We start from the raw sequence: 22,522 nt of genomic DNA on the forward strand, positions 1-22,522 counted from the left end.
CCAATCACAGGACAGGAGAATACAATGGCGATGTCCATGACCCAGTTGGGCCAAGATCCGGCCTTTGAGCGTTTTCTTGGGGCACCGGTGGGCAAAGACCGAACAGGCACCAGCGTGTCTGTCCTGTCGATGCTTGCCCGACTAAACGTCGATCCGTGGATTGAGGCGTCTGATCTGGCCAAGATGCAAGAGGCCCCGGCACGGCAAAGACTGGTAGCGTTATTGGCCCGTTTCGAGGACGTGCCCACACTGCTACGCGATCAAGGTCGCGTTGCGTCGGGACTGCTGGCCTTTCTACCAAATCGCGCAAAAACCTCGGGACCCTCCGGAAATGGCTCGGTCGCTCAATCTGTGAAACTGCCAACCGGCGCGCCTGTCTATTGGATCATCGCAGCAGCCCTTTTTCTTGGCTGGATCGTATCGCTGGCACAAGGGAACTGAGATGCCGATACCTCCAAATATCAAGCGCCTCCGGGAGATGTCGGACATTGACGGGGGCGCGGCATGACACCCGACGACACACTATGGGATCTCGAAGAACGTTTCTGGACGGAAGGTGCTGACAGCGCCCGCCATATGACCGCAAAAGACGCCGTCTTTGTATTCCCCTACCCCGTCGGGATTCTGCGCGGCGATGCACTCTGGAGAGAGGCTGATGTCGCGCAGAGATGGCGCACGGTCGTGATGAGTGAGCGTCATATATCACGACAGGTCAACATTGCTGTTCTGGCGTACCTCGTGTCCGCAGAGCGGGGCGACCTGCCGATCTATGAGGCGCTTTGCACCTCGACCTACCTGAATGATGAAGGCACATGGTTGCGGCTGAGCCATCAGCAGACACCAACGGGATAAGAACAACGCCTAACAAGTAGTTGTCACCATTAGGTTCTGGTCCTTTTGTACAGTCTTTTGAAATTCCAGATTAGCAAGCTTCCCATCAACCCGGCGACTGCTCCCGAAGAGACTAGGCCCGCCAATTCCCCAACGATGTCTACCAACTCAGGCAATTGTGCCGCAAAAATGAATCCAAGCATCACATAAACTAGAACCCAGATAGCTTCTCCAGCCGCATCCCAAGCGGTAAATCGGAGCCAACCCAACTGTACCGTACCGGCCGCTAGGTTGACCCATGGTCCCAGTGGAGCAAACAGCCATGTGGAAAAGAAGACGCCGAGGCCGCCCCATTTGTGTATCGTGTTCTGTGCCCGAGCGATCAGCACGGCGCGTTTGCGATTGCGCCCAAGCTTTGCAATAGCGCGAGGCCCGCCCCAACGGCCGATCTGAAATCCGGTTTGATCCCCCAACAACGCAGCCCCATAAGCGGTAAGCAGCACGTGCCAAAGTACCAGATCGCCGGTCGCGGCGAACGCACCACCAGACAGCATAACTGCGAATGTAGGAATTGGGATGGCTAGGCAGGACAAAAATGCAGTGATTGCAATGACTGGCAAGCCGTAGCTCGAGACGAAACCAAAAAACATCTCAGTCATCGTCGCCCGCCTTAAATTTGGGGTCTATATACTTAACTAGCCAATCAAGGCACACTTGACTAAATCACATTTTGTTCCCACATCTTTGCGTGGTATGATAACGCAAGTCAGGAGGGGTAATCATGACGAATTCGACTGCGCCTACGACTGCTGCCGCTGTGGCAAATGCATTTCTGGACATTCAAGCCGAGGACCACGGGAGTTTCCCACGGATAGACCAGATGAAGCTATACAAGCTAGTTTATTATGCTCACGCTTGGTGGCTTGCGCAGCGCGACCAGAACCTTTTTGAGGAAGATATTCATGCATGGCCTTGGGGGCCTGTCGTGCCGTCTTTGTACGGGAAATTTATGAGCGCCGGACGTGGCCCGGTTTCTGGGCTTAGGGCTACTGAACTGGTTAGTTCTGGAATGAAAGTCTCGGTAAGAGAGCCTGATGCCCCAGACCAAGAAATCATGACATATCTGCGTTCAGTCTGGGATACCCACAAGAGTTTTTCAGGCGTTCAGCTTTCTAACGCCACGCACGCCCCCGGTGAACCATGGGCGATAGTGCGCGAACAATATGGGGACTTGGCGTCAAAACCACTTATACCTAACCCGATCATTCAAAGCGTGTTCAAGAAGAAACTTGAAGATCAACATGCCAGTGCCGCAGGATAAGTCTGCGCCGCTGGAGGTGTTTCCCCCATTGGAAACACCCGACATTCCTGACTCTGACAGTCAGACAGGACCAACTTATATTCCTGACGGCGCGCCAAATCAGGTTTTCAGAATAAACCTAAAATGGTTTTCCTATGGAACTGATGACAAGCCGCACGCTGCATCATTACTCTTGTCGTTGATGCTGGGTTTTCTGCTGCTGTGTGTTTTTACCGTTGGTTTGATCGTAGAACGGTCATGGATACCTGACGCGATCAAGATACTTGGCACCGCCTTTACGTTTACCGCTGGTGTTGCGATAGGCAAAGGCAGTGCTAAAAAGTAGGGTCAATCTATAATTCTGTTCATCTCATCAAAAAGATAAGGCGCGATGGACACTGTTTTCTGCTTCCTTGCCGCAGCCTTAAAGTGTTCAATATCGCTGCACATCTCCATCAATCCTTGAACGCGGCCTAGCTGGTGAATCAGCATGTTGCGCCCTTCGTCGTTAAGCCATTGGTGAAAGCGCGCACGTCTCTTGCCTTCATCCGTGATGTTCAGCTTATCAAGCTCTTTCTTAACGTATCCATTTTCCAGTGGGTCATAGACATACTTGTTGATGAACTTCCCGTAATATTGTGGGCGCTTTCCGTGGCTGGTGTCTGTGTCGTATAGGCGGTCTAGTTCTGCAAAGAACGCATCTGGGAACGTCTTGAGCCACTTTTGCAGACCTTCCGCGATATACTTGGATAGCAATAGGCGAAGGGCATCATGTGACCGATCAAGCTGGTAGCCGGTAGCTTCATCAACAAGCGCAACGATACCAACCTTAGCAAATGCCTCCATCAGTATTTCAGCTTGAAGCGCCAAATGCTCTTGTGACGGATGCAGTTCACCTTTTCGCCTAGCTGAAAGGAAAACACCGCAAATCTCAGGTAGCAATTCCGCTCGAATGCCGTTGGCAGGGGTGGCGCCAGCGTTTGTGCGGTACAAAACAGGCTTCTTTAGCGCCACTTCTAAGTCATTAGAAATAAAAGGTTTGTAGTTCTTAGCAGACAGAAAAGACGGAAGGTTGGCGCCACCCTCATTTTCTTTCATCCGCTTCCAATGCGACCCGCCCCGCTTGCTTCCAAATGCACGGTGAACTGCCCGCTCTGATAGGACACGGACGCCACCATCAAGAACCGCACAGTCAAGTTCAACATCTCCAATGGGTAGCTTGCCGCTGTAGATCGCGTCCAGAATATTGCTACTTCCGGCGCCCGCAACCATCTTGACAGCCACTTGCTCAAAAGTGCCGTCAAGGATCGGGTTTATGGTGTCTTTCTTGTCAGCCATTGATCAGCCCCTTGTATGTCAGCCGCTTGTCTACCATGCGGTCGATTGTCATTCCGATGAAATCCATGGTGCCGATCTGAGCCGTGTTGTGACGGAATGAGAATTCCTTCACATAGCGGTGCAGGTGCTTGGCGCTCATGTAGTGATAGATGCCGATGTAGCCGCGCTTAAGCAGGGACCAGAAGCTTTCAATGCCGTTGGTATGCGCCATGTCGCGGACGTATTCGCCAGCAGAGTGATTAATGGTAATGTGATCGTAGCCACGGGCTTTCAGGTTTATGTAGCCGCCGTGGGTATCGGTTACGATGGTCGCCCCTGCTTTGCAGTTTTCACGGACGAATTTCTCAAGGGTTGCTGCCTTGGTATTTTCGACCACAACGGCGCGAACCTGACCAGCCTCATCGCGGACGCCAACAACGGCGGTTTTGCCAACCGTGCCGCGACCAGCGCGAAGCTTGTCCTTAGCGTGTTTGTTCTTTTCGCGGCCACCGATATAGGTCTCATCAACTTGAACCTGACCATCCATGTGGTCGTCACGGTCTTTCAGCCATGTTTCACGGATGCGCTGCGCAAGGAACCAAGCGGTTTTTTGAGTGACGCCAAGTTCACGCGCCATCTGTGTGCTAGGGATTCCCTTGCGTGCGCTGGTGAGCATGAAAATAGCCAGAAGCCACTTTTGCAGTGGAAGGCGGCTTTCAGCCAAGACTGTGCCTGTGCGAACGCTGAAATGCTTCCGGCAGTCTTTGCAGCGGTAAGCCATCGGCTTGTGATCTTTGCACTCGGAAACATCAACGGAGCCACAATGGCCACAAACAGCCTCATCACCCCAACGCTTTGTCTCAAAGAACTTGCGCGCGGCTTCCTCGTTCGGGAACTTCTGGAAGAACTCAAAAGTGGAAAGCGTTTCAGGTTTCGACATGATTCAGGCTCCTTATGGAACCTTTGTAACTTAACTAGCCAATGTGCGCAAGTTATTTCTGGCTAGTTAAGTATATAGACCCCTTAAATTTGGCAATCGAGGCTTCGAGATCGCTGATCAGCGCCTGCAGGTCGCGGCTCTGGATTTCGGCGAGTTGGGCGAGGGTCACCCGTCTTCCGGTTCCATCGGCTGGAACTCCCAACGCGCCCGCAATTGCCTCAGGCGGAACTTGCCACGATCGCGATACATAGCGCGGCGTCATCCAAGCTTCGATCGGCTGATCCACGCGTCCGGCATCGGACCAGATCAATACCGACAATGTGAATTTGACAAGAAACACCACCGTAATCGCAAAAGTTGCGACAAAAGCCAGACTCAGCACAAGATGACGTTTCAAAATGTCCAGCAACTGAGTTTCCTTATCACTGACTCGGACCTTGGACCGACTGGACACTTGGTGCGTTGACGAAGCCATATCCATGTTGCGTCAGCAACGTGCCAGCATCGTCTCGCGCCCGCTCGAACCAATCGGGGCGGATTCTTAGTTTCTGGCACTCGTGTGCTCGACCATTCCGGCCCCCACATCTGTACCGCAGTGCATCCTGATAGGCAGCTAACCTCAGTCAGTCCAGCACCTGCCAGCCCCCGGTAATATTGTCCCAACCGCCGCGATCGCCGTTGCGATGCGTGCCGACAAAGGACACCCAATGGCAAACCCCGCAGCGCCCCCGGCTGAGCCCACCAAACGGCTCTCATTTCCCTCGGCCTACACAATCCTCTTCGCGCTGATCGTGATCATCGCGGCCCTGACATGGGTGATCCCGGCGGGCCAATTTGAACGCGTGGCCTCCGAGGCGCTTGGCAAGGAACTCCCCGTCGCGGGGACCTACGCGCTCACGGACGCCAACCCTCAGGGATTCTTCGATGTCATCCTCGCCCCCATCGCAGGCTTCTATGATCCCGGCAGCTATACCGCGAACGCGATCGACGTGGCGTTGTTCGTGCTGATGATCGGCGGCTTCATCGGCGTGGTCACCGCCACCGGGGCCATCGACGCAGGCATCAAACGCGCCATGACCCGGCTCAAGGGCCGCGAAAAGTGGATGATCCCGATCCTGATGGGTCTGTTCGCCATAGGAGGCACGACCGAAGGCATGGCCGAGGAAACACTGGCCTTTTACGTGCTGCTGACCCCCGTCATGATCGCCGCAGGCTATGACTCCATGACAGCAGTGGCGGTGATCTTGTTGGGCGCTGGCATCGGTGTACTTGGCTCGACCGTGAACGCGTTCTCCACCGTCATTGCATCGGACGCGGCGGGTGTCCCGTTTACCGACGGGCTGATGCTGCGCTTTGTCATCCTTGGCATCACTTTTGCGGCCACCGTGGCGTATGTCATGCGCTATGCCGCACGGGTCAAAGCCGATCCTTCCAAGTCGTTTGTCTATGATCTGAAGGCCGCGAACGAGGCGCATTTTGGCACGGCCGAGGCAGTCACCACGGACTTTACCGGTCTCCATAAAATCGTCCTGCTGCTTTTTGGGGCAACGTTCGCCGTCATGATCTGGGGCGTGTCCCTGGGCGGATGGTGGATGGCCGAGATGAGCGGGCTGTTCCTGTTCGCCGGCATCGCCATCGGCCTGATCGGGCGCTTGGGCGAAAAGGGCGTGGTCGAGGCCTTTGTCGGCGGCGCGCGTGACCTTCTGGGCGTGGCGCTGATCATCGGCTTGGCGCGCGGCATAGTCGTGATCATGGATGCGGGCCACATGACCGACACCATCCTGCATTGGGCTGAAGGCACCGTGGCTGGCCTTAACGACGTCGTCTTTATCAACGTGATGTACTGGATCCAGGTGGTGATGGCCTTCTTCGTGCCCTCCACCTCCGGCCTGGCCGTTCTGTCGATGCCGATCCTCGCGCCGGTTGGCGACTTTGCCGGGGTCGAGCGCCGCCTGATTGTCACAGCATTCCAATCTGCGACCGGCGTCGTCAACCTCGTCACTCCCACCTCCGCCGTGGTCATGGGCGGGCTCGCCATTGCCCGCGTTCCTTACGAGCGCTGGCTGCGCTTTGTCTGGCCCGTGCTGCTGGGCCTCACCGTCATCATCATGGCCGCCCTGAGCCTTGGCGTGCTTTTGCAAGGAACCCCATCATGACCATCACCTATGGCGTCCATTCCGAAGCGGGCAAGCTGCGGCGCGTTCTGGTGCATAAACCCGGTGCCGCGATGGCGCGGCTGACACCCGCCAACTGCGCCGAGCTGCTGTTTGATGATGTGATCTGGGTCAAACAGGCGCGGATCGAGCACATGACCTTCGTTGATGCGATGCGCAATCGCGGGGTCGAGGTCGTGTTCCTGCGCCAACTTTTCGCCGAAACATTGGCTGACATGGAAGCCCGCCGTTGGCTGCTGGAGGCGCGGATCACCGACAATACGGTAGGCATTGGCCTTGCTGAGGATCTTATGGCCCATCTGATGGAAATCCCCGCCGATCTGCTATCCACTATTCTAATCGGCGGAATGAGCAGGGCAGAGCTACCGATTGCCGCCAAGGGCGTACTGGCCCCCATGCTGGAACCTGCGGATTTCATCCTGCCCCCCTTGCCCAACCACATCTTCACCCGCGATACGACCTGCTGGATCTACGGCGGCGTGACCCTGAACCCGATGCACTGGCCTGCGCGTCGATTGGAGACGCTGAATCTCGCCGCGATCTACCGGTTTCATCCGGATTTCAAGGATGCCGGGTTTTCCATCTGGTGGGGTGATCCGAAACAGGACCACGGGCCTGCCACAGTCGAGGGTGGCGACGTCATGCCGATCGGCAATGGCACTGTCCTTATTGGCATGGGAGAGCGGACCACGCCTCAGGCTGTGGGCCAGATCGCGCGTGGGCTTTTTGCAGGCGGCGGAGCAACCCGCGTCATAGCCTGCCAGTTCCCCAAATCCCGCAGCGCGATGCACTTAGATACGGTCTTCACCTTCTGTGACCGTGATCTGGTCACGGTCTTTTCCGAAGTAACAGATGCAATCCGCTGCACAAGCCTGCGCCAAACGGACCACAAAACCATTGCAGTTGAGGTTGAAACCAAACCCTTCCTCGATGTGGTCGCGGATGCTTTGAACATCAAGAAACTTCGCACCGTGCCAACAGGCGGCGACGCCTACGAAGCCGCACGCGAACAATGGGACGATGCCAACAATCTGCTCTGCCTCGAGCCGGGCGTTGTCGTCGGCTACGAGCGCAACGTCTTCTCAAACACCCTCCTGCGCAAAGCGGGCGTCGAGGTCATCACGATCCCCGGATCGGAACTTGGGCGTGGACGCGGTGGATCACATTGCATGACCTGCCCCCTGATCCGCGACGCCATTTAAAGGAATAACAAATGCCACAGAACCTTCGCGGACGCAGTTTCATTAAGCTGCTCGATTTCACCCCGGACCAAATTCGGCAGCTGTTGCAACTCGCAGCCTCCCTCAAAATGGCCAAGGCAGGCGGATATGAACGACCCATGCTCGAAGGCAAGAACATCGCCCTGATCTTTGAAAAAGACAGCACCCGCACCCGCAGCGGTTTTGAAGTCGCAGCCTATGATCAAGGCGCGCATGTCACCTATCTGGGTCCATCCGGCAGCCATATCGGCCACAAGGAAACGATGAAAGACACCGCCCGCGTTCTTGGCCGCTTCTATGACGGGATCGAGTATCGCGGTTTTGGCCAAAAGGATGCAGAGGTGCTGGCGGCATTTTCCGGCGTGCCGGTTTTCAACGGGCTGACGGATGAGTTTCACCCCACCCAGATCCTCGCCGACCTGATGACCATGAAGGAATTCACGCACAAGCATCTTTCAGATATCGCATTTTGCTTCATGGGGGATGCAGGCAATAACATGGGCTCAAGCCTGATGGTCGGCGCGGCCCTGATTGGTATGGATATCCGTCTGTGTGGCCCACAAAGCTGCTGGCCCGATGCAGACCTTGTCACGCAGTGTCGCACCATCGCCGAGACCACGGGCGCGCGGATCACGCTGAGCGAGAAGCATGCAGAAGGGTTGGAAGGGGCCGATTTCGTCTACACCGATGTCTGGGTCTCGATGGGCGAAACTGATGACGTCTGGGAAGCGCGTATCGCGCTGCTACAGCCTTACCGCGTGACAACCGAGGTGATGGAAAAAACCAAGAACCCTTACGCCAAATTCATGCATTGCCTGCCCGCCTTTCATAACCGCGACACCGAAGTCGGCGAAGCGACGTTTCAAAAGTTCGGGATCGATTGCATGGAAGTGACCGAAGAGGTGTTTGAAAGCGCCGCCTCTGTCGTATTCGATCAGGCAGAAAACCGGATGCATACGATCAAGGCGGTCCTCGTTGCCACAATGGGGGCCTGACATGCGCATCGTTGTGGCCCTTGGCGGAAATGCATTATTGCGCAGAGGTGAGCCGCTGACCGCAGCCGTTCAGCGGACAAACGTAAGGCTTGCGGCACTTGCGCTTGCTGATCTGGCGCGTGACCATGAAATCATCGTGGCCCATGGCAACGGACCGCAGGTTGGTTTGCTGGCTCTCCAAGGTGCGTCCTATGATCCACAAAAGCCATGGCCGCTGGATGTGCTGGGCGCTGAGACAGACGGCATGATTGGCTACTTGATCGAACAGGAATTGATGAACGCGCTCCCAAAAGGTTCGCGCTGTGCAACCCTCCTCAGCCGTGTAGAGGTGGACCCGAAAGACCCCGCCTTTGGCGCCCCCAGCAAGCCCATCGGTCCTGTCTATACGGAAAAAGAAGCCGCGTTGGCTGCAAGCAATCACGGCTGGCAGATGGTGCAAGAGGCAACCGGCGGCATGCGCCGGATCGTTCCCTCACCCATGCCCCTTCGCATCATCGGTTTGGACGCCATAAAGGTTCTTTTGGACGCTGAGCATATCGTCATCTGCGCGGGCGGTGGAGGCATTCCCGTCATTCGAAACACGAGCGGTGACATGGAGGGCGTCGAGGCGGTCATCGACAAGGACCGAACGTCAGCTCTTCTGGCCCTCGGCCTCAACGCAGACGCGCTTTTGCTGCTGACTGACGTACCAGCCGTCTACCGAGATTTTGGCGCTCCCAATCAGACCGCCATCAGCGAGATAACGCCATCAAAACTTGGCAACCTAGACCTTCCACCCGGGTCGATGGGTCCAAAGGTTGCCGCTGCGGTGGCTTTCACAACCGCCAGTGGCAAACTCGCTGGAATAGGACAACTGACAGATGCCCGCGCCATCATCGAGGGCCGTGCGGGGACACGCATTCCAGAAGAAAAGCCCAAAGCGCGGCAAGGCGCGACAGATGAAACTTTTGCAGAGCAACAAGGCGTATCTGACCTTCGAGGCAAGCAGTGAAACTCACGCCCTTCCCAACAACCCTCAAAAACGGCGCGTCCGTGCTCGTGAGGAAAGTGACATCGACAGATCGCCACCTATTGGAGATTGGTTTCGCGCATTTGTCCGATCGTGCGAGATATTTTCGGTTTCTGGGGGCGCTTCATTCCGCCATTTCTGTGCGTGTTCTTAAGTCAACGGCAGACAACCGCGAAACACTGGGTGGAGCCGCCCGGGCAATCATCAACCGGACGTCGGCTAAACTCCGCCAGTTTGTGAGCTTCCACCCGAAATTATCGGAAATCAATGCCCCAGACCAACCTGCATCAGTGTGGGAGAACGAGGGCGGCGCGATAGTCTCCAGTGTTCGCCGAACTTAGGTGAACGTGTAACCAGTCCAAGTGATCCAGAGACACGTGGGACAGACTGTTCCCATGTCCCCCGTCCCGCGTGTTTCTTCTCAAAGGACCGTCCGTGAAAGGACAAGCTAATGACACCCGAAACCAATAAATCGGCCAACGTTGCCGACAAGATGAAAACCGTGAAGACCGCATGGGACAAAGCCCCGTCTGGTCCGAAAAAAGACGCGGCGCACAAACACTATCAGGCAGCTGAAAAGGCGCACACGGCAAAGAACGATGCGGACACCCACAAAGAACTCGACGCCGCAACCAAAGCACTCGCGTGACACTGACCGCCTGAGTTAAATGCGCGGTCGCCTTGCGACCCTTGCTCGGCGACCGCGTTTGATCTTTTTTCAATTCGATCCTTCAAACAGATTTCCAACCAAAACGGACCAAAGGATAGTCAAATGCACCTCAGATCCATTCTTCTTGTAACGTTCCTTTTTGGCCTCGCTGGATGTCTCGGAAACGATACAGAACGGGGCATCGCCGGTGCAGCGGGCGGTGCTGTGATTTCCGGTGCGACGGGCGGAAGCCCTGTGACAGGAGCTGTTATTGGCGGCGCTGCGGGATACTTTTGCAGAGACCTGAATGTGCCCGGCTGCCGGAACGAATAGAGAGTTAGAGCTCCTTGGCGTCAGCGCTTGAGCCACTTTCCTTCGGACACGAATGACAAAAGAAAACTGAAAGGAAGACCCTAATGAGCCGCAATTTCTTGTTCGTTTTGATTGGAGGTCTCGCCGTCGTCGCCCTTGCTGCAATCTATTTTTACTATCGTGAAAGCCAAAGCGGTGTCGATATCCAGATCAACGAGCAGGGCATTTCCATCGATGGAAACTGACTTCTATCATCAGTCCACATCGAATTCGAACCGCATAACGATACTGACCGTTTGGGTCGATGAGTGGCCGCATACTGCACAACAGTTTAGGAAACGCTATGTCACTTGGTACAATCCTGATCATCATTCTTGTCATTTTTCTGCTTGGTGGATTTAGCGGACGTTTTGGTGGCTATGGCTACGGCTATGGTCATGCAGGGACCGGTGTGCTTGGCACCGTGCTGATCATCGTGCTTATTCTAGTGCTACTTGGTCGCATCTGATCCCTGCCCACTTAAACCGTCACTTTATTAAAGGAGCGGCCCAACCTGATCCAGATAGGTCATCTCAAAGTCCGCAAATTCAACCAGCCGATCATAGTCATCAAACGTGACAAAACCATCGCGGAATGTGACTAGTCCCTTTTCTCGCAATTGTCGAAGCACCCGATTGACGTGGACGGCACTTAACCCAATGGCATCGGCCAAAAGATACTGTGTCAGAGGACAGGCGTATCCCGCCCTGCTTCCCAAGCCGACAAGGGACAATCTGGCCCCAAGTTCGAGCAGAAAATGCGCCATGCGTTCAGCCGCATCGCGACGCCCGATACCGACCAGATGCTCAACCACCATCGCCTCGTCGCGGGACGCCGCCCAAAAGACCGCTGTCGCCAGCCGCGGCGTGTGCGAAAACGCCTCCAGAAGGTCAGCGACATGCACTTCCGTCACTTCGATATCAGTGACAGGCTCGATGCAATGATCCGAGATGTGCAAAAGCACACTCCGTAGCCCAAGAAAATCGCCTGGTATCTGGAAATCAACAATCTGCCGCTGCCCATCGTGAAGCAGTTTGTAGGAACAAGCCCACCCAGAATTGAGAATGTATGCGGCATGATCCGTTTGGCCCTGATGCACCAGATCGCGCCCAGCGGCAAAGGTACGGCGGCGCTTGTGCAAACCTTCCAGGATGGACAGTTCAGCCTCTGATAGGGCTACAAAAGCGCCCAGTTTGAGTGCAAGCGGCTTGTTCGGCATCATGGGCTCCTTTCCACGCAAAATGCTGGTTACCTATCAAAGAGAAATCCGCCGCGACTGACACGGATCAGCCCAAAGAGAAGTGATCTTTGAAACACTGCAGTTATCGCCGCACAGGTTCGCTGCGCGCGTGCAACAATCCTGAAAGGCAAACACAGTATGTCCGACCATAACACGAGTGCTGGTGTGGCCGCCTTATCAATCTGCGAAGCGCTGCTTCTCGCGCTGAATGATGCAAAGGTCCTACCGGAAAACGAGATTATGGGTGTTCTCAAGGATGCCGCCGCCACACATGAAAATGCGGGAGGGTCCGACATAGAGATCGAGGAACATAACGCGGTCGCTACGCTGATCAACAAAATCATCGCTGGCGGAAATTCCGTCCGCAGAAGTTAATTGAAGCGTTCCAGCCCTTTCCGGCAGGGAGGCGGCTCAAACGGATTGGTGTCGCCCTCGCACAGTCCTTGGCCACCGCCGTTTTGGGCCAACACTCACTCATCCTCAGTCGCGTTTATTACCTGAAATGATCGCAGTTTCACAAAGGAACATCGATTGTCTGAACTCATTGTCGTTGCATATGACATCACCAGCAAACCTGAGTCCACGCGTCAGAAACTCCTTTGAGTGACCCACGCATTTCCCGCAGCACAGTGCCATCCCTTCACTTCAGGTCAACATATGCGCGCCTATGACCCACATCATGAGTTCTCATTCCCTAACCTTGATTGTCCCAGACCGACCTTCGTGCAGCTCAAGATATCGTCGTCGTCATCGCCAAATCTCTACCACAATCGCCTGTATTCTTGTTCCTATTGGGCGATGACTTCAGCCAACAGCTACCCCGAAAATCGTACCCACAACAGCAGTCGCCGCCATGGCAAGCGCGCCCCAGAATGTCACGCGTACTGCTCCCTTGATGATCCCGGCCCCACCTGTCGATGCGCCAAGACCCCCTAGGACGGCCAACGCGAAAAGCGTTGTCACAGCAACCACCAGCGTGATCTGCGCCGTTGGCGACAGCGCAGCCACGACCAACGGCACAACCGCCCCAATGCTGAAGGTCGCCGCTGAAACGAGGGCTGCTTGAATGGGATGTGCTACGACTGTCTCTGATATCCCAAGTTCATCGCGCACATGCGCGCCCAATGCATCCTTCTTGGTCAGTTGAACAGCGACCTGGCGTGCGAGCGCTTCATCGAGCCCGCGCGCGAGATAAATACTGGTCAGTTCGTTGAGTTCCTCCTCAGGAGTTTCCGCTAACTCCTTCGTTTCGCGCGCGATATCTGCCTGCTCCGCATCGGTTTGCGAACTGACCGAGACATATTCTCCCGCCGCCATGGACATGGCACCCGCCACAAGCCCCGCAAGTCCAGCGATCAGAATTTCGGGGCGTCCCGACCCTGCGGCGGCCACGCCGACTACAAGGCTTGCGGTTGAGACGAGACCGTCATTTGCGCCAAGGACCGCTGCCCGCAGCCAGCCGATCCGGTGCACCATATGGGTTTCCGAGTGTGTCAAGCGGCTCATGAACCTTTACCTTTTCGTTCAGTTTGATTTGGAAATTTGTTGATCGAGTCCCAAAATACCCTCTGACGGCTGCTCCTAAAACAGGCGACCAACGGCTTTGCTTTGAATGCCAGTTCTTTCATCGCGCACCAGAAACAGCGCATCCAGTCCACGTTGCTCGGCCAGCGTCGCCCCTGCATCAACCCCAAGAACCATCAGCGCAGTGGCCCATCCATCGGCTTCGGCACAGGTCTGCGCGATTACGGTCACCGAGGCGGGCGGCGCAAGGAGCGGCGCACCACGCGAAGGGTCCATGGTATGGGACAGGCGGCGGCCCTTCACCTCGACCCAATGGCGGTAATCGCCTGATGTGGCCACAGCGGCGTTGTGCAATGCAAGAACCGAATGCGGCGCGCGGCGTGCGGGGTCAGGCGCTTCAACGGCAATGGTCCATGGCGCGCCATCAGGCCGCAAACCCACCCCGCGCATTTCACCGTCGATTCCGACCAGAGCCGCCGGAATACCGAGCGCAATCAACGTATCAGCCAGACGGTCAACCCCATATCCCTTGGCGATCCCGTTCAAATCCAGCGCAATATCGGCGGTCTTGCGAACGCGGCCGCCAGCAACATCAATCTCAAGCGCAGTCTCAACCCGACGACGCGCCATCGCAGCACGGATGTGCGTAGGGTCGGCTTCATCCGCACCGAAACCCCAAGCCGCCACCGCATCACCAAGCTCCATGTCAAACGCTCCGCCAGAGGCCAGCCCTACATCGCGCCCCAGCACCAGGACATCTAGCAACCGCGCCGGGACCGCCTGCCAAACCCCGACGGGTGCCGCATTCAGGCGCATCAGGTCGCTGTCGGGTTTCCATGTGGACACCTGTGCATCCACTTCATCGACCGCAGTCTGCAAGGCCACCTGCACAGGCTCTGGGTCAAAGCCTGTTTCCACATGAAAAAGCGCCGTCCAACGTGTGCCCATTGTGGGCCCATGCAGCGCGTGGCGTGTTGGATCAGTAGACATCTTCGACATAACGTCCCTCCGCCCTCAAAGCCTGTGGCGTCAAACCCATCGGTTTCAGAATATCAGCCAGCGCATCTGTTACACCGGCCGCCATGCCGCGCCCGCCGCAGACCATGATGCGTGCCCCGTCTCGGATCAGGCGGGCCACTTCTGCACCCTCGGCACGCAGCGTGTCCTGCACATAGCTTGGGTTGGCCGCGCGCGACACCGCGGTGTCCAGACGGGTCAGACGACCCTCCGCCTGCCAATCCGACAGGTCTTGCCCGTAGAGAAAGTCATTCTCTGGATGACGCATGCCAAAAAACAGGTGAATCGGACGATGCCGTTTGTTGTCCCGTATGAACCCCGCCAATGGGCCGATACCCGTGCCGGCACCGATCAGTATCAGAGGCGCACGGCCCTTGCCCGGTTTGAAGCCAGGATTGCGCCGGATATATCCATTGGCTGTATCGCCCGGGGCAAGCTGGGTCAGTTGCGCAGAACACAGCCCGCTTGGCTGGCGCTTCACAACGATCTCGACGAACCCGTCGCGCCGGTCAGAAGCCAGCGAATAGAGCCGAGGGATTGCGGAGCCCTCCGGCACGATGCCAATCAGGTCACCTGCCTCGAACTTGGCAAAGCCCTGCCCTGTGAGTTTTTGCCAAAGTGAAACACGCGGCAAGGCAAAGCGCAGGATTGCGGTAGGTGCTTGCATTTCCGCCCCGTAGTCGCGGCGCGAAATCAAGGTCAGCGTCTCAGTTGCAGGCACAACGGGTTGGTGCGCCAGTTCGAGGTCAATGCCAAGAGCCTGACCCAGCAGACGCCCCCAACGCGCGAAATCCTGTGGCGACTGGCGGTCAATCGTGTCGAAGGGCAAGAGCATGTCCCAACCCTGCGTTTCAGCCATTGCCGCGACCCTTTGAGCGTAGCCGCAATACTCCGGATAGCTGCGATCGCCAAATCCGAGCACTGTAATCGGTACCGTCGGCACGGGTGCCAAAGCTTTCAGGCGATCAAGGAACCCTTTGGCGGTTTCCGGCGCGTCGCCGTCACCATAAGTTGCCGCAAGGATCACAAACCGCTGTGCCTTGGCGTGGTGCGCCAGATCAAACCCGGACATTGGCCCGACATGGACTGTTTGCCCCGCCGCACTCAGTGCCTGATGAAGCGTCGCCGCAAAGCCCCAAGTGCTGCCCCCTTCGCTGCCAACCAGCAGGATCGTTTCGGCCTTGGCGGCCGGCAGGTTGCCGGGAATGCGCGGTCTGCTGCGTCGTCCTGCCAGCCAGACAAGGACACCCGTGACCCCCAACACTGGTACGCCCAGTGCCATCAGTCCTAGGAGGATCCCAAGAAAGGCCGCCCCCTGACCGGTATGCAGCATGTAGATCGTTTCCGACACATTTTCCCAACCGGTCAGATCGGTCCAGCCCAACGCCGCACCTGTCCCCTGATCCAGATATCCTGTGCCCTGATCCGTCTTCAGGGTGAAGACGTCGCTGGCATCGCCCGGATAGGGAAAGTTCAGTTCGCGCAGTTCGGCCACAGGGGTCTGTCCCAGCAGGTCGATGGACACGATCGAAAAGCCTGTCTCACCGCTGACAGCGTTCAGAAAGGCTGGTGCGGATGCCGCGATGGGAAGCAGGTCGAAGGTCGAGGCCGACATCCAAAGCGCCGTCATCGACGACAAGGCAAGGCCCAGAATCGCGACGCGCGCAATCTCCACATGCAACCTGCCAGACAATGGGCCACGCAAAGGTGAGAACCAGCGCTGCCAGCCACCGGCACGGCGCGCAACAAGGACAGACCCCGAAACGGAAAGGATCATCATCGCCGCCGCACCAAGGGCCATTGCGATCCGTCCGCCATCACCCAGAAAAAGCGACCGGTGCAGGTTGGTCAGCCATCGCTCGACCTGATTGGGGTCGGCAGACCCAACGCCTTCGCCCGTCGCAGGATCAATCACCGCCGCCCCCGGTGTGCCATCGACAAACCAGTAGGCTGTGATCTGACCTGACGGAGACCGCCGGATCTGTTCGACCCCTGGATAGGCGGTCTGGATGCGAGCCGCGAGCGTTGCCACTCTCATCTCGGATTGAGCTTGCGGCGCGGTCAGGCGCTCTGCCGCCGGAAAGACCGAAAGAGCGGCCCCACTGAGGGTCAGGACAATGAGAAGGGCTGCGGCCAGAAGACCCGGCCAACGGTGCAAAGCGCGGATCATCGCCGGGCCTCCTTACATGTCGTAGGTGAAATCAGCGATGTAGCGGCGCCCTGTGATCGGCGTGCCTGCACCGCCTGTCGTCAGGGGCACCGCGACCTAGTTCGGGCCGTCGCGCATGTCCTCGACGGCGGCGTCGATATGAAGAGTATAGCCCGCATCAAACAGCGCATCAGCCAGATCAAGCGTGATTTCAAGCGTCCGTCCGGCCCCGACACTGGCCCCGGTGATCCCATTGATTTGTGCGGTGTCACCGGCGGTGGCCCGGTACCACTCGCTCAGGTGTTCATAGTATTTCGACTTGCCGCCAGCCATCCAGAGGCTGCCAGCGTAGGCCCCCGCGGCATCAGTGACATAAAGCGCAAGATAGGCCCCATCGCCTCCGTAATTGTTCATCGTCGTGGTCAAGGTCACCGGACGCGCCATTGCGAGTCCGGGGAGCGTGAGCGCCGTGGTCAGCGCCAGTGTTGCAAGAAGTGATTTCATGGGGAATGTGCCTTTCTAAGGACATGGGAATGTAAGGATAAGCGTCAATTCATTTGAACGACTGGCGGAGTGCCATTGCCGAACAGGCCATTGTGCGGCGGAGGGGTGGTGCCTGCGGGTGCTGCATTGCGGGCGCTGTTGCCGCAATCATCGTCATCATCTTCATCTTCATCGTCGTCGCAGTCATCTTCATCGTCGTCGTCTTCATACCGCGCGCCATTGTGATATTCGCGGTCGTCATCATCATCGCTGCTGGCAAAAATCAGCGGCATGGCGTCCTGATCGGCTTCGAGAACTGCTGCGAAAGATAGAAATTCGCTATTGCTTGTGCGCATCGCGCTCCAGGCCGGTGCGGTGATGGCTGCGGACAGCGCGGTTGTTGCTGCAAGAAGGGCGAGTGTCTTTTTCATGGTCATGTCTCCGTTTGTGTGCTGAGAACAATCTGGAGACACCACCTGAGGTCTTCCTGACGTGACACGGTTTTTTGCTTCAGCTTGCCGTCAGAAAGACGTCAGAACGACGCCGGAAAGAAAAAAGGCCCCACCGAAGATGGCGGGGCCAGGGAAGCGTCGAAGGGACATTCGACGCGGGGGAACGTTCAGGAGATATCGCCGGGCTCTGGCGCGCGCTTGTCACCGGTGACCATGGACCGTGCGAGGTTTTCCTTGTGGTGGAAAGAGGTCAGCACAACTCCGCCGACATGGACTGCAATCAACAAAAGCATGAGGTTGGCCAGCACCTCATGTGCCTCTTCGACGGCTTCCGACCCGCCTCCGCCATACCCTTCGTCGACGCCATCGGCATAGGCCGGAGAGACAATCTGTGGCAGGTCAGGCAGCATCGCAATGCGGTCCTCATCTTCGAGCAGCCACCCCGTAAAGGCGGTGCCGGCCAGTGTCAGGAGCAAGGCAACGGTCATTGCGGCACCCGCAGGGTTGTGGCCAAGATACCGATGCTCCTGGCCGCGTACGACATCCCCGATATAGCTGACCGTTTCTGACGGCCCTCGCAGGAATTGTGCAAAACGGGCATATTTGCTGCCAGCAAAGCCCCAGATCACCCGGAACGCAATCAGTCCGGCGACAATGTAACCCGCGATCTCGTGCACCGTGCCAAGCTCCTCGGCGCTCAGATAGGCCACGACAAACGTAACAACCAAGCTCCAGTGAAAGACCCGGACCAGAGGATCCCAGACACGAACCTTGGCTATAGATCTTTGCGCGGCAGAAGGCGCATCATGTGCAGAGGTCTCAGTCATCGTCGTCATCCTCGTATTCAAATTCGATCATTTGAAGGGTCTGCGGATGAACGGTTACTTCGATCCGGCGCCCCTGTGCATCGCGGCCATCAATTTCGTAACAGCCATCATCGATCTTGATCCGACGCACGGTCCAACCGTTGTCCAGTGCCATCTGCGCCACCGCTTCGCGTGGCTGCCAGTCGGCCATGGGGACAAAACAGTCATCATCGTCGGCAATCGCAGCGCCCGCTGAAAGAGTCGCGAAAACTGCGAGCATTGTCAGTGTCTTCTTCATGCGGCAAACTCCGGATTGCGGCCAACTTCACCAGACCATGCGCCAGCAACCTGACAGGTTCCTGAAGCTCACGGGCTGATCTGCGTCAGCCTCGCGTAAGCTGGAGTGTTCAAGACGGCATGAGACCCAAAGGAGCCCGACACCCATGCGTATCCTGCTTATCGAGGATGACACCGTTCTGGGAGAAGCCGTGCGCGACCAGATCGCCGCCGACGGCCACTCCGTGGACTGGGTCACACGGCTTGACGCGGCGGGGGATGCAATGGCGGTTGCCGCCTATGATCTGCTGCTGCTTGACCTCATGCTACCCGATGGTCGCGGCATTGGCTTTCTGAAGACGATCAGAAATCTGAGGGACGTGACGCCGGTGATCATCCTGACTGCCCTTGACCAGATTTCAGACCGGATCGAAGGGTTGAATGCGGGGGCTGACGATTATCTGGTCAAACCGTTCGACCTGTCGGAACTCATCGCCCGGATCGGATCGGTCGCGCGCAGGTATAGCGGCAATCCAAACCCGATCATCACCCATGGCGCGTTGGACATAGACCTTGCCTCGCGCCGCATCCACCGGGACGGAAAAGCAGTCCAGCTGACCGCGCGCGAATGGGCGCTGTTCGATGCGTTTCTGGCGCGTCCCGGTCAGCTGCTGTCGAAAACACAGCTTGAAGACAAGCTCTATGCCCACGGGGCCGAAATCGAAAGCAACACAATCGAAGTCCATGTTAGCCGCCTGCGCAAGAAACTTGGGGCTGACGTGATCCAGACCGAACGCGGCATGGGCTATCGTCTGGGCCCTTCATGAGACTGCCACGGAGCCTCCAGGCCCGTTTGGGGCTGTCCTTGGGTATCGGGCTGACGCTTCTGTGGATCGGGACAGCCACAGTAACGGCATTAAACCTGCGCCACGAAATGGACGAGATCTTCGACTCCGCCCTTCAGGAAACGGCGCAGCGCCTTCTTCCACTTGCCGTACAAGAGATTGTCGGCCGCGAAGATGACGGTGTGAGCCAACGCCTTGGCGCAATCCGCGAACATACCGAGTTTTTTACTTACATCGTACGGGACTCGCAGGGGCGCATCCTGCTGCAATCGCATGCCGCCGATCCGGAAATATTTCCTTCCTATGACGGAACGGGCTTCCGTCAGACCGCAACCCACAGGCTTTACAACGAGGACGCCTTGCAGGGCAGTGTGCGCATTTCGGTGGCCGAACTGCTGGACCACCGCGCCACGGTCGCACGGGAAATCCAGATGGGGCTGGGCCTGCCGCTTCTGGTCGTGATCCCCCTGGCTCTCCTCGCCATTTTCCTTGCCGTGCGGGCCAGCTTTGGTCCTGTGCGGCGTTTCCGCGAAGGGCTTGATGCACGCGATGCACGCGACCTGTCGCCCGTTCGGGTAGATGACATCCCACTGGAAATTGCCCCTGTCGCAGCAACTCTGAATGAACTTTTGGGCCGCCTGAAGGGCGTATTCGACGCCGAACGCAGCTTTGCCGCCAATGCCGCACATGAATTGCGAACACCCCTCGCCGGAGCCATCGCGCAGGCGCAGCGGCTTCAGTCAGAAACTGGTGACGCGGCTGCGGCTGCGCGAGCGGCTGACATCGAGTCCACTCTAAAGAGGCTCACGCGCCTGTCGGAACGCCTGATGCAACTTGCCCGCGCCGAAGGAGGCCGCCTACGGCTGGACGAAACCTCGGATCTGCGCGGCATTGCGCGGATTATTGTGAACGGGATAGAGCGCACCATATCGCCGGGCCGCATCGTGCTGACGCTTCCCGACGGACCGGTCGTTTCAGATCTGGACCCGGATGCCTTTGGTATCCTGTGTGGCAACCTGATCGAAAATGCGATCCGGCATGGCGCGGAAACAGCACCCATTGACGTTTCGCTGTCACCAGATGGCACATTGCGCGTGGCAAACGCAGGGCCCGTCGTGCCGCAAGAGAAACTGGAGAACCTGACCACCCGTTTTGAACGTGCAGGTCCGAACACCACCGGAAGCGGCCTTGGCCTTGCGATTGTTGCGGCGATTGCGGAACGGATCGGAAGTCCACTCATCCTCAATTCCCCTCGCGCGGGCAATAAGGATGGTTTCGAAGTGTGCATCAAGCTTCCGAAGGCTGGTTCGAGCCGTTAGCGCTCAGCGATCCCGAGGTGTCCAGTCCTTCTCGGACTCAGCTTTTTGCCGCCGCAATCGCAGCGCCAAGCCTAGCGCGACGCCGACCCCGATTGCGATGGTCAGATCCGCAAACACGGTCAGCACCAGTTGTCGCGTTGCCCTTAAATCTGAGACGAGACGCTTTCGGCAGGGAGTGGGCAAAAGCTGGTGGTCAAGCGGCCCGCTTTGAGACACCTAGCCTGCCGTCAAGGACAGCAGCCCGCGTAACAGCAACGTGATGCGCGCCCCGTGGTGACCATCTCATGCGCCGACGTTTGCCCATGCGGGTGTTGCCGATGTCATCAACACAGGCCTCTGCTCGGGACGATGAAACAGCGAGGCCAGTTCGGTGTCGATGGCCGTAATCAACGAGCGCGTCGAAGTTGTTCGCAAGGTAGGAATAAAGGTCCTGGCACCGAGCTCTGACGCGCTTGGCCGCTTCTCGTGATTCTCGGCTTTCGGCGTGCAGACGATCGCAGTCGATCTGAAGAACTTTGAGGATTGTCGCGGCGGTCATCACTTTGCCGTGCCAAAGGTACCAACGCAATGTATCGGCAGGTCGCTCGAAGAGGAGCGGCAACCCTAAGAATTCCTTCGATTGCAGAAGCCCCCGCACCGCATTTTCGATGTGCTTGACCCGCATCGAGATATGCCACCAGTCCAGTATGTGGGTGACTGGACCTCGAACGGCACGCCTCACCAAATTCGGCAGAGCAGGTTCGCCTGATGAAATCACGGTCACTTTGCTCTGACCGTCCCAGCCCTGCGCGATCAAGTCATGTCGGAGCTGCTTTGCAGGAGAAGTGGCGGCTTGCTGCACGAGGCCAAACCGCCGGCTCATATTGGGACTTTCAACCTTGCCGACCACGACATCCAGATGGCGTTTCTGGTATTCAGGCCGACATCGTATGTGCGCACCATCGAGGAAAACGGTCAGTGGTGAGCGCGGCGCGATTGTATCCGCGTCTCCTTGGCTTGCGTCGTCGTGACCTAGCTCGTCGGCGACGCGACACAAGCGATTTCGAACGGTCGTGTTCGACTGCGCCGAACAGGGCAGGAACATTTCGATCAATCGAGCGGCTTCCCGAAACGAGTGCCTGGCCCCCAATTCAGCCTGCAGGCGCCGAAGTTCGGGAGTCGCATGGTCAGAGAACAGTCCGGCAAGTGGTGATTGCGGTCCAGCTTTCGCGATCCCAGCCGGTTGGCACAAGCAGCGTCGAAGCCTTGGCCACTTCACCCGAATTCGCCCCAAAAGAGTGTCGAGAATACGGCCTCGATCATCATGGATCGCGCGGTGTTTGCCACAGCCATCGCATTTCCGGCGAGCCTCTATTGCTTCACCGACCTGATCTTGCACAATCGCTTCCTGCAAGCGTCTCAACAAGGTCTTTGCGTCGTCGAGGAGAAGGCCCACATTCTCGGAACCAAACTCATCCGGCGCACGGCGAAGTCAACCGATATTGCGCCTCTTGGTTTCTCCATCGTCAAACGTCGTCTCGACAAAAATGCTTACATCCATGGTGGGTCCCGCTTTGTTCCGAAACCTTACCCTACCACGTCGACCACCAAGTTTTGCCCACTCCCCGGGTGTTGTCACGTGAACT

25 protein-coding genes and 2 pseudogenes are annotated in these 22,522 nt (G+C 57.4%); 14 read left to right on the top strand and 13 right to left on the bottom strand.

What is annotated here, in order from left to right; translation table 11 throughout:
- Positions 1-24: 24 nt before the first annotated feature.
- Together ACSHXH_RS15305 and ACSHXH_RS15310 are read left to right on the top strand one after the other, a co-directional pair.
- A complete protein-coding gene (locus ACSHXH_RS15305; RefSeq protein WP_435672671.1) occupies positions 25-441 on the top strand; it encodes a hypothetical protein in 417 nt (138 codons plus the stop codon).
- Between the two features lie 63 nt (positions 442-504).
- Positions 505-852 (top strand): hypothetical protein, encoded by a 348-nt coding sequence (locus ACSHXH_RS15310; protein ID WP_435672672.1) that lies wholly within the window; start codon positions 505-507, stop codon positions 850-852.
- A 29-nt stretch (positions 853-881) separates the two neighbouring features.
- Here the strand turns inward: ACSHXH_RS15310 and ACSHXH_RS15315 are convergent, their stop codons facing one another.
- Positions 882-1,490 (bottom strand): DedA family protein, encoded by a 609-nt coding sequence (locus ACSHXH_RS15315; RefSeq protein ID WP_435672673.1) that lies wholly within the window; start codon positions 1,488-1,490, stop codon positions 882-884.
- Between the two features lie 122 nt (positions 1,491-1,612).
- Here ACSHXH_RS15315 and ACSHXH_RS15320 point away from each other — a divergent pair, with 122 nt between their 5' ends.
- Positions 1,613-2,152 (top strand): Panacea domain-containing protein, encoded by a 540-nt coding sequence (locus ACSHXH_RS15320; RefSeq protein ID WP_435672674.1) that lies wholly within the window; start codon positions 1,613-1,615, stop codon positions 2,150-2,152.
- Positions 2,133-2,477: a hypothetical protein gene (locus tag ACSHXH_RS15325; protein ID WP_435672675.1), complete on the top strand. Its 345-nt coding sequence runs from the start codon at positions 2,133-2,135 to the stop codon at positions 2,475-2,477. The genes ACSHXH_RS15320 and ACSHXH_RS15325 overlap by 20 nt, the downstream gene beginning before the upstream one ends.
- Before the next feature lie 2 nt (positions 2,478-2,479).
- Here ACSHXH_RS15325 and ACSHXH_RS15330 read toward each other — a convergent pair whose 3' ends face one another.
- Genes ACSHXH_RS15330 through ACSHXH_RS15340 form a run of 3 tightly spaced genes read right to left on the bottom strand, consistent with a single transcriptional unit; the run spans position 2,480 to position 4,797 of the window.
- Positions 2,480-3,469, bottom strand: a complete 990-nt coding sequence (locus tag ACSHXH_RS15330) for a P63C domain-containing protein (RefSeq protein WP_435672676.1) — start codon at positions 3,467-3,469, stop codon at positions 2,480-2,482.
- Complete coding sequence (locus tag ACSHXH_RS15335) at positions 3,462-4,388, bottom strand: IS1595 family transposase (RefSeq protein ID WP_435672677.1); 927 nt, start codon at positions 4,386-4,388, stop codon at positions 3,462-3,464. The genes ACSHXH_RS15330 and ACSHXH_RS15335 overlap by 8 nt, the downstream gene beginning before the upstream one ends.
- A 52-nt stretch (positions 4,389-4,440) precedes the next feature.
- A complete protein-coding gene (locus tag ACSHXH_RS15340; protein WP_435672678.1) occupies positions 4,441-4,797 on the bottom strand; it encodes a hypothetical protein in 357 nt (118 codons plus the stop codon).
- A 298-nt stretch (positions 4,798-5,095) separates the two neighbouring features.
- Between ACSHXH_RS15340 and ACSHXH_RS15345 the strand changes: the two genes are divergently transcribed.
- The 7 genes from ACSHXH_RS15345 to ACSHXH_RS15375 all read left to right on the top strand — a co-directional run bounded on the left by ACSHXH_RS15345 (position 5,096) and on the right by ACSHXH_RS15375 (position 11,255).
- Complete coding sequence (locus ACSHXH_RS15345; RefSeq protein ID WP_435672679.1) at positions 5,096-6,544, top strand: YfcC family protein; 1,449 nt, start codon at positions 5,096-5,098, stop codon at positions 6,542-6,544.
- Positions 6,541-7,764, top strand: coding sequence for an arginine deiminase (locus tag ACSHXH_RS15350; protein ID WP_435672680.1), 1,224 nt, complete (start codon positions 6,541-6,543; stop codon positions 7,762-7,764). Before ACSHXH_RS15345 ends, ACSHXH_RS15350 begins: the two co-directional genes overlap by 4 nt.
- An 11-nt stretch (positions 7,765-7,775) precedes the next feature.
- Positions 7,776-8,777, top strand: coding sequence for an ornithine carbamoyltransferase (argF, locus tag ACSHXH_RS15355; RefSeq protein ID WP_435672681.1), 1,002 nt, complete (start codon positions 7,776-7,778; stop codon positions 8,775-8,777).
- 1 nt (position 8,778) lies between these two features.
- A complete protein-coding gene (locus ACSHXH_RS15360; protein WP_435672682.1) occupies positions 8,779-9,768 on the top strand; it encodes a carbamate kinase in 990 nt (329 codons plus the stop codon).
- 469 nt (positions 9,769-10,237) lie between these two features.
- Positions 10,238-10,435, top strand: a complete 198-nt coding sequence (locus ACSHXH_RS15365; RefSeq protein WP_435672683.1) for a hypothetical protein — start codon at positions 10,238-10,240, stop codon at positions 10,433-10,435.
- 416 nt (positions 10,436-10,851) lie between these two features.
- Complete coding sequence (locus tag ACSHXH_RS15370; protein WP_435672684.1) at positions 10,852-10,992, top strand: hypothetical protein; 141 nt, start codon at positions 10,852-10,854, stop codon at positions 10,990-10,992.
- Between the two features lie 98 nt (positions 10,993-11,090).
- Positions 11,091-11,255: a DUF3309 family protein gene (locus ACSHXH_RS15375; protein ID WP_435672685.1), complete on the top strand. Its 165-nt coding sequence runs from the start codon at positions 11,091-11,093 to the stop codon at positions 11,253-11,255.
- 27 nt (positions 11,256-11,282) lie between these two features.
- On the opposite strand, the gene ACSHXH_RS15380 is transcribed toward ACSHXH_RS15375, so the two are convergent.
- Complete coding sequence (locus ACSHXH_RS15380; protein WP_435672686.1) at positions 11,283-12,008, bottom strand: Crp/Fnr family transcriptional regulator; 726 nt, start codon at positions 12,006-12,008, stop codon at positions 11,283-11,285.
- 156 nt (positions 12,009-12,164) lie between these two features.
- Between ACSHXH_RS15380 and ACSHXH_RS15385 the strand changes: the two genes are divergently transcribed.
- On the top strand, positions 12,165-12,401 hold the full coding sequence (locus ACSHXH_RS15385) for a hypothetical protein (protein ID WP_435672687.1): 237 nt from the start codon (positions 12,165-12,167) through the stop codon (positions 12,399-12,401).
- A 429-nt stretch (positions 12,402-12,830) separates the two neighbouring features.
- On the opposite strand, the gene ACSHXH_RS15390 is transcribed toward ACSHXH_RS15385, so the two are convergent.
- The 7 genes and pseudogenes from ACSHXH_RS15390 to ACSHXH_RS15420 form a co-directional block, all read right to left on the bottom strand.
- Positions 12,831-13,532: a VIT1/CCC1 transporter family protein gene (locus ACSHXH_RS15390; RefSeq protein ID WP_435672688.1), complete on the bottom strand. Its 702-nt coding sequence runs from the start codon at positions 13,530-13,532 to the stop codon at positions 12,831-12,833.
- Positions 13,533-13,607: 75 nt separating this feature from the next.
- A complete protein-coding gene (locus ACSHXH_RS15395; protein ID WP_435672689.1) occupies positions 13,608-14,549 on the bottom strand; it encodes an FAD:protein FMN transferase in 942 nt (313 codons plus the stop codon).
- The gene (locus ACSHXH_RS15400; RefSeq protein WP_435672690.1) at positions 14,530-16,737 is read right to left on the bottom strand and encodes a PepSY domain-containing protein; all 2,208 of its coding nucleotides are present in this window, start codon (positions 16,735-16,737) and stop codon (positions 14,530-14,532) included. The genes ACSHXH_RS15395 and ACSHXH_RS15400 overlap by 20 nt, the downstream gene beginning before the upstream one ends.
- Positions 16,738-16,749: 12 nt before the next feature.
- Positions 16,750-17,220, bottom strand: a pseudogene (locus tag ACSHXH_RS15405) (DUF2271 domain-containing protein).
- A gap of 44 nt (positions 17,221-17,264) precedes the next feature.
- Entirely contained in the window at positions 17,265-17,630 is a 366-nt protein-coding gene (locus tag ACSHXH_RS15410) for a hypothetical protein (protein WP_435672691.1), read from the bottom strand.
- Positions 17,631-17,818: 188 nt separating this feature from the next.
- Positions 17,819-18,478, bottom strand: coding sequence for a cytochrome b/b6 domain-containing protein (locus ACSHXH_RS15415; RefSeq protein WP_435672692.1), 660 nt, complete (start codon positions 18,476-18,478; stop codon positions 17,819-17,821).
- The gene (locus tag ACSHXH_RS15420; protein WP_109384011.1) at positions 18,471-18,755 is read right to left on the bottom strand and encodes a PepSY domain-containing protein; all 285 of its coding nucleotides are present in this window, start codon (positions 18,753-18,755) and stop codon (positions 18,471-18,473) included. The genes ACSHXH_RS15415 and ACSHXH_RS15420 overlap by 8 nt, the downstream gene beginning before the upstream one ends.
- Before the next feature lie 145 nt (positions 18,756-18,900).
- On the opposite strand from ACSHXH_RS15420, the gene ACSHXH_RS15425 reads away from it, so the two are divergent.
- Complete coding sequence (locus tag ACSHXH_RS15425) at positions 18,901-19,560, top strand: response regulator (RefSeq protein ID WP_435672693.1); 660 nt, start codon at positions 18,901-18,903, stop codon at positions 19,558-19,560.
- The gene (locus ACSHXH_RS15430; protein ID WP_435672694.1) at positions 19,557-20,897 is read left to right on the top strand and encodes an ATP-binding protein; all 1,341 of its coding nucleotides are present in this window, start codon (positions 19,557-19,559) and stop codon (positions 20,895-20,897) included. The genes ACSHXH_RS15425 and ACSHXH_RS15430 overlap by 4 nt, the downstream gene beginning before the upstream one ends.
- 193 nt (positions 20,898-21,090) lie before the next feature.
- Here the strand turns inward: ACSHXH_RS15430 and ACSHXH_RS15435 are convergent.
- Positions 21,091-22,437 (bottom strand): annotated as a pseudogene (locus ACSHXH_RS15435) (ISKra4 family transposase).
- Positions 22,438-22,522: the final 85 nt, after the last annotated feature.

The organism is Marivita sp. (assembly GCF_051251565.1).
Taxonomy (GTDB): domain Bacteria; phylum Pseudomonadota; class Alphaproteobacteria; order Rhodobacterales; family Rhodobacteraceae; genus Marivita.

Bases quoted from the DNA above. Each gene is read 5' to 3' on its own strand.
- ACSHXH_RS15380 (WP_435672686.1), bottom strand. From the start codon at position 12,008: ATGATGCCGAACAAGCCGCTTGCACTCAAACTGGGCGCTTTTGTAGCC.
- ACSHXH_RS15310 (WP_435672672.1), top strand. From the start codon at position 505: ATGACACCCGACGACACACTATGGGATCTCGAAGAACGTTTCTGGACG.
- ACSHXH_RS15350 (WP_435672680.1), top strand. From the start codon at position 6,541: ATGACCATCACCTATGGCGTCCATTCCGAAGCGGGCAAGCTGCGGCGC.
- ACSHXH_RS15395 (WP_435672689.1), bottom strand. From the start codon at position 14,549: ATGTCGAAGATGTCTACTGATCCAACACGCCACGCGCTGCATGGGCCC.
- ACSHXH_RS15410 (WP_435672691.1), bottom strand. From the start codon at position 17,630: ATGAAAAAGACACTCGCCCTTCTTGCAGCAACAACCGCGCTGTCCGCA.
- ACSHXH_RS15365 (WP_435672683.1), top strand. From the start codon at position 10,238: ATGACACCCGAAACCAATAAATCGGCCAACGTTGCCGACAAGATGAAA.
- ACSHXH_RS15335 (WP_435672677.1), bottom strand. From the start codon at position 4,388: ATGTCGAAACCTGAAACGCTTTCCACTTTTGAGTTCTTCCAGAAGTTC.
- ACSHXH_RS15425 (WP_435672693.1), top strand. From the start codon at position 18,901: ATGCGTATCCTGCTTATCGAGGATGACACCGTTCTGGGAGAAGCCGTG.
- ACSHXH_RS15360 (WP_435672682.1), top strand. From the start codon at position 8,779: ATGCGCATCGTTGTGGCCCTTGGCGGAAATGCATTATTGCGCAGAGGT.
- ACSHXH_RS15315 (WP_435672673.1), bottom strand. From the start codon at position 1,490: ATGACTGAGATGTTTTTTGGTTTCGTCTCGAGCTACGGCTTGCCAGTC.
- ACSHXH_RS15400 (WP_435672690.1), bottom strand. From the start codon at position 16,737: ATGATCCGCGCTTTGCACCGTTGGCCGGGTCTTCTGGCCGCAGCCCTT.
- ACSHXH_RS15330 (WP_435672676.1), bottom strand. From the start codon at position 3,469: ATGGCTGACAAGAAAGACACCATAAACCCGATCCTTGACGGCACTTTT.
- ACSHXH_RS15320 (WP_435672674.1), top strand. From the start codon at position 1,613: ATGACGAATTCGACTGCGCCTACGACTGCTGCCGCTGTGGCAAATGCA.
- argF (WP_435672681.1), top strand. From the start codon at position 7,776: ATGCCACAGAACCTTCGCGGACGCAGTTTCATTAAGCTGCTCGATTTC.
- ACSHXH_RS15420 (WP_109384011.1), bottom strand. From the start codon at position 18,755: ATGAAGAAGACACTGACAATGCTCGCAGTTTTCGCGACTCTTTCAGCG.
- ACSHXH_RS15370 (WP_435672684.1), top strand. From the start codon at position 10,852: ATGAGCCGCAATTTCTTGTTCGTTTTGATTGGAGGTCTCGCCGTCGTC.
- ACSHXH_RS15325 (WP_435672675.1), top strand. From the start codon at position 2,133: ATGCCAGTGCCGCAGGATAAGTCTGCGCCGCTGGAGGTGTTTCCCCCA.
- ACSHXH_RS15385 (WP_435672687.1), top strand. From the start codon at position 12,165: ATGTCCGACCATAACACGAGTGCTGGTGTGGCCGCCTTATCAATCTGC.
- ACSHXH_RS15430 (WP_435672694.1), top strand. From the start codon at position 19,557: ATGAGACTGCCACGGAGCCTCCAGGCCCGTTTGGGGCTGTCCTTGGGT.
- ACSHXH_RS15415 (WP_435672692.1), bottom strand. From the start codon at position 18,478: ATGACTGAGACCTCTGCACATGATGCGCCTTCTGCCGCGCAAAGATCT.
- ACSHXH_RS15375 (WP_435672685.1), top strand. From the start codon at position 11,091: ATGTCACTTGGTACAATCCTGATCATCATTCTTGTCATTTTTCTGCTT.
- ACSHXH_RS15390 (WP_435672688.1), bottom strand. From the start codon at position 13,532: ATGAGCCGCTTGACACACTCGGAAACCCATATGGTGCACCGGATCGGC.
- ACSHXH_RS15345 (WP_435672679.1), top strand. From the start codon at position 5,096: ATGGCAAACCCCGCAGCGCCCCCGGCTGAGCCCACCAAACGGCTCTCA.
- ACSHXH_RS15305 (WP_435672671.1), top strand. From the start codon at position 25: ATGGCGATGTCCATGACCCAGTTGGGCCAAGATCCGGCCTTTGAGCGT.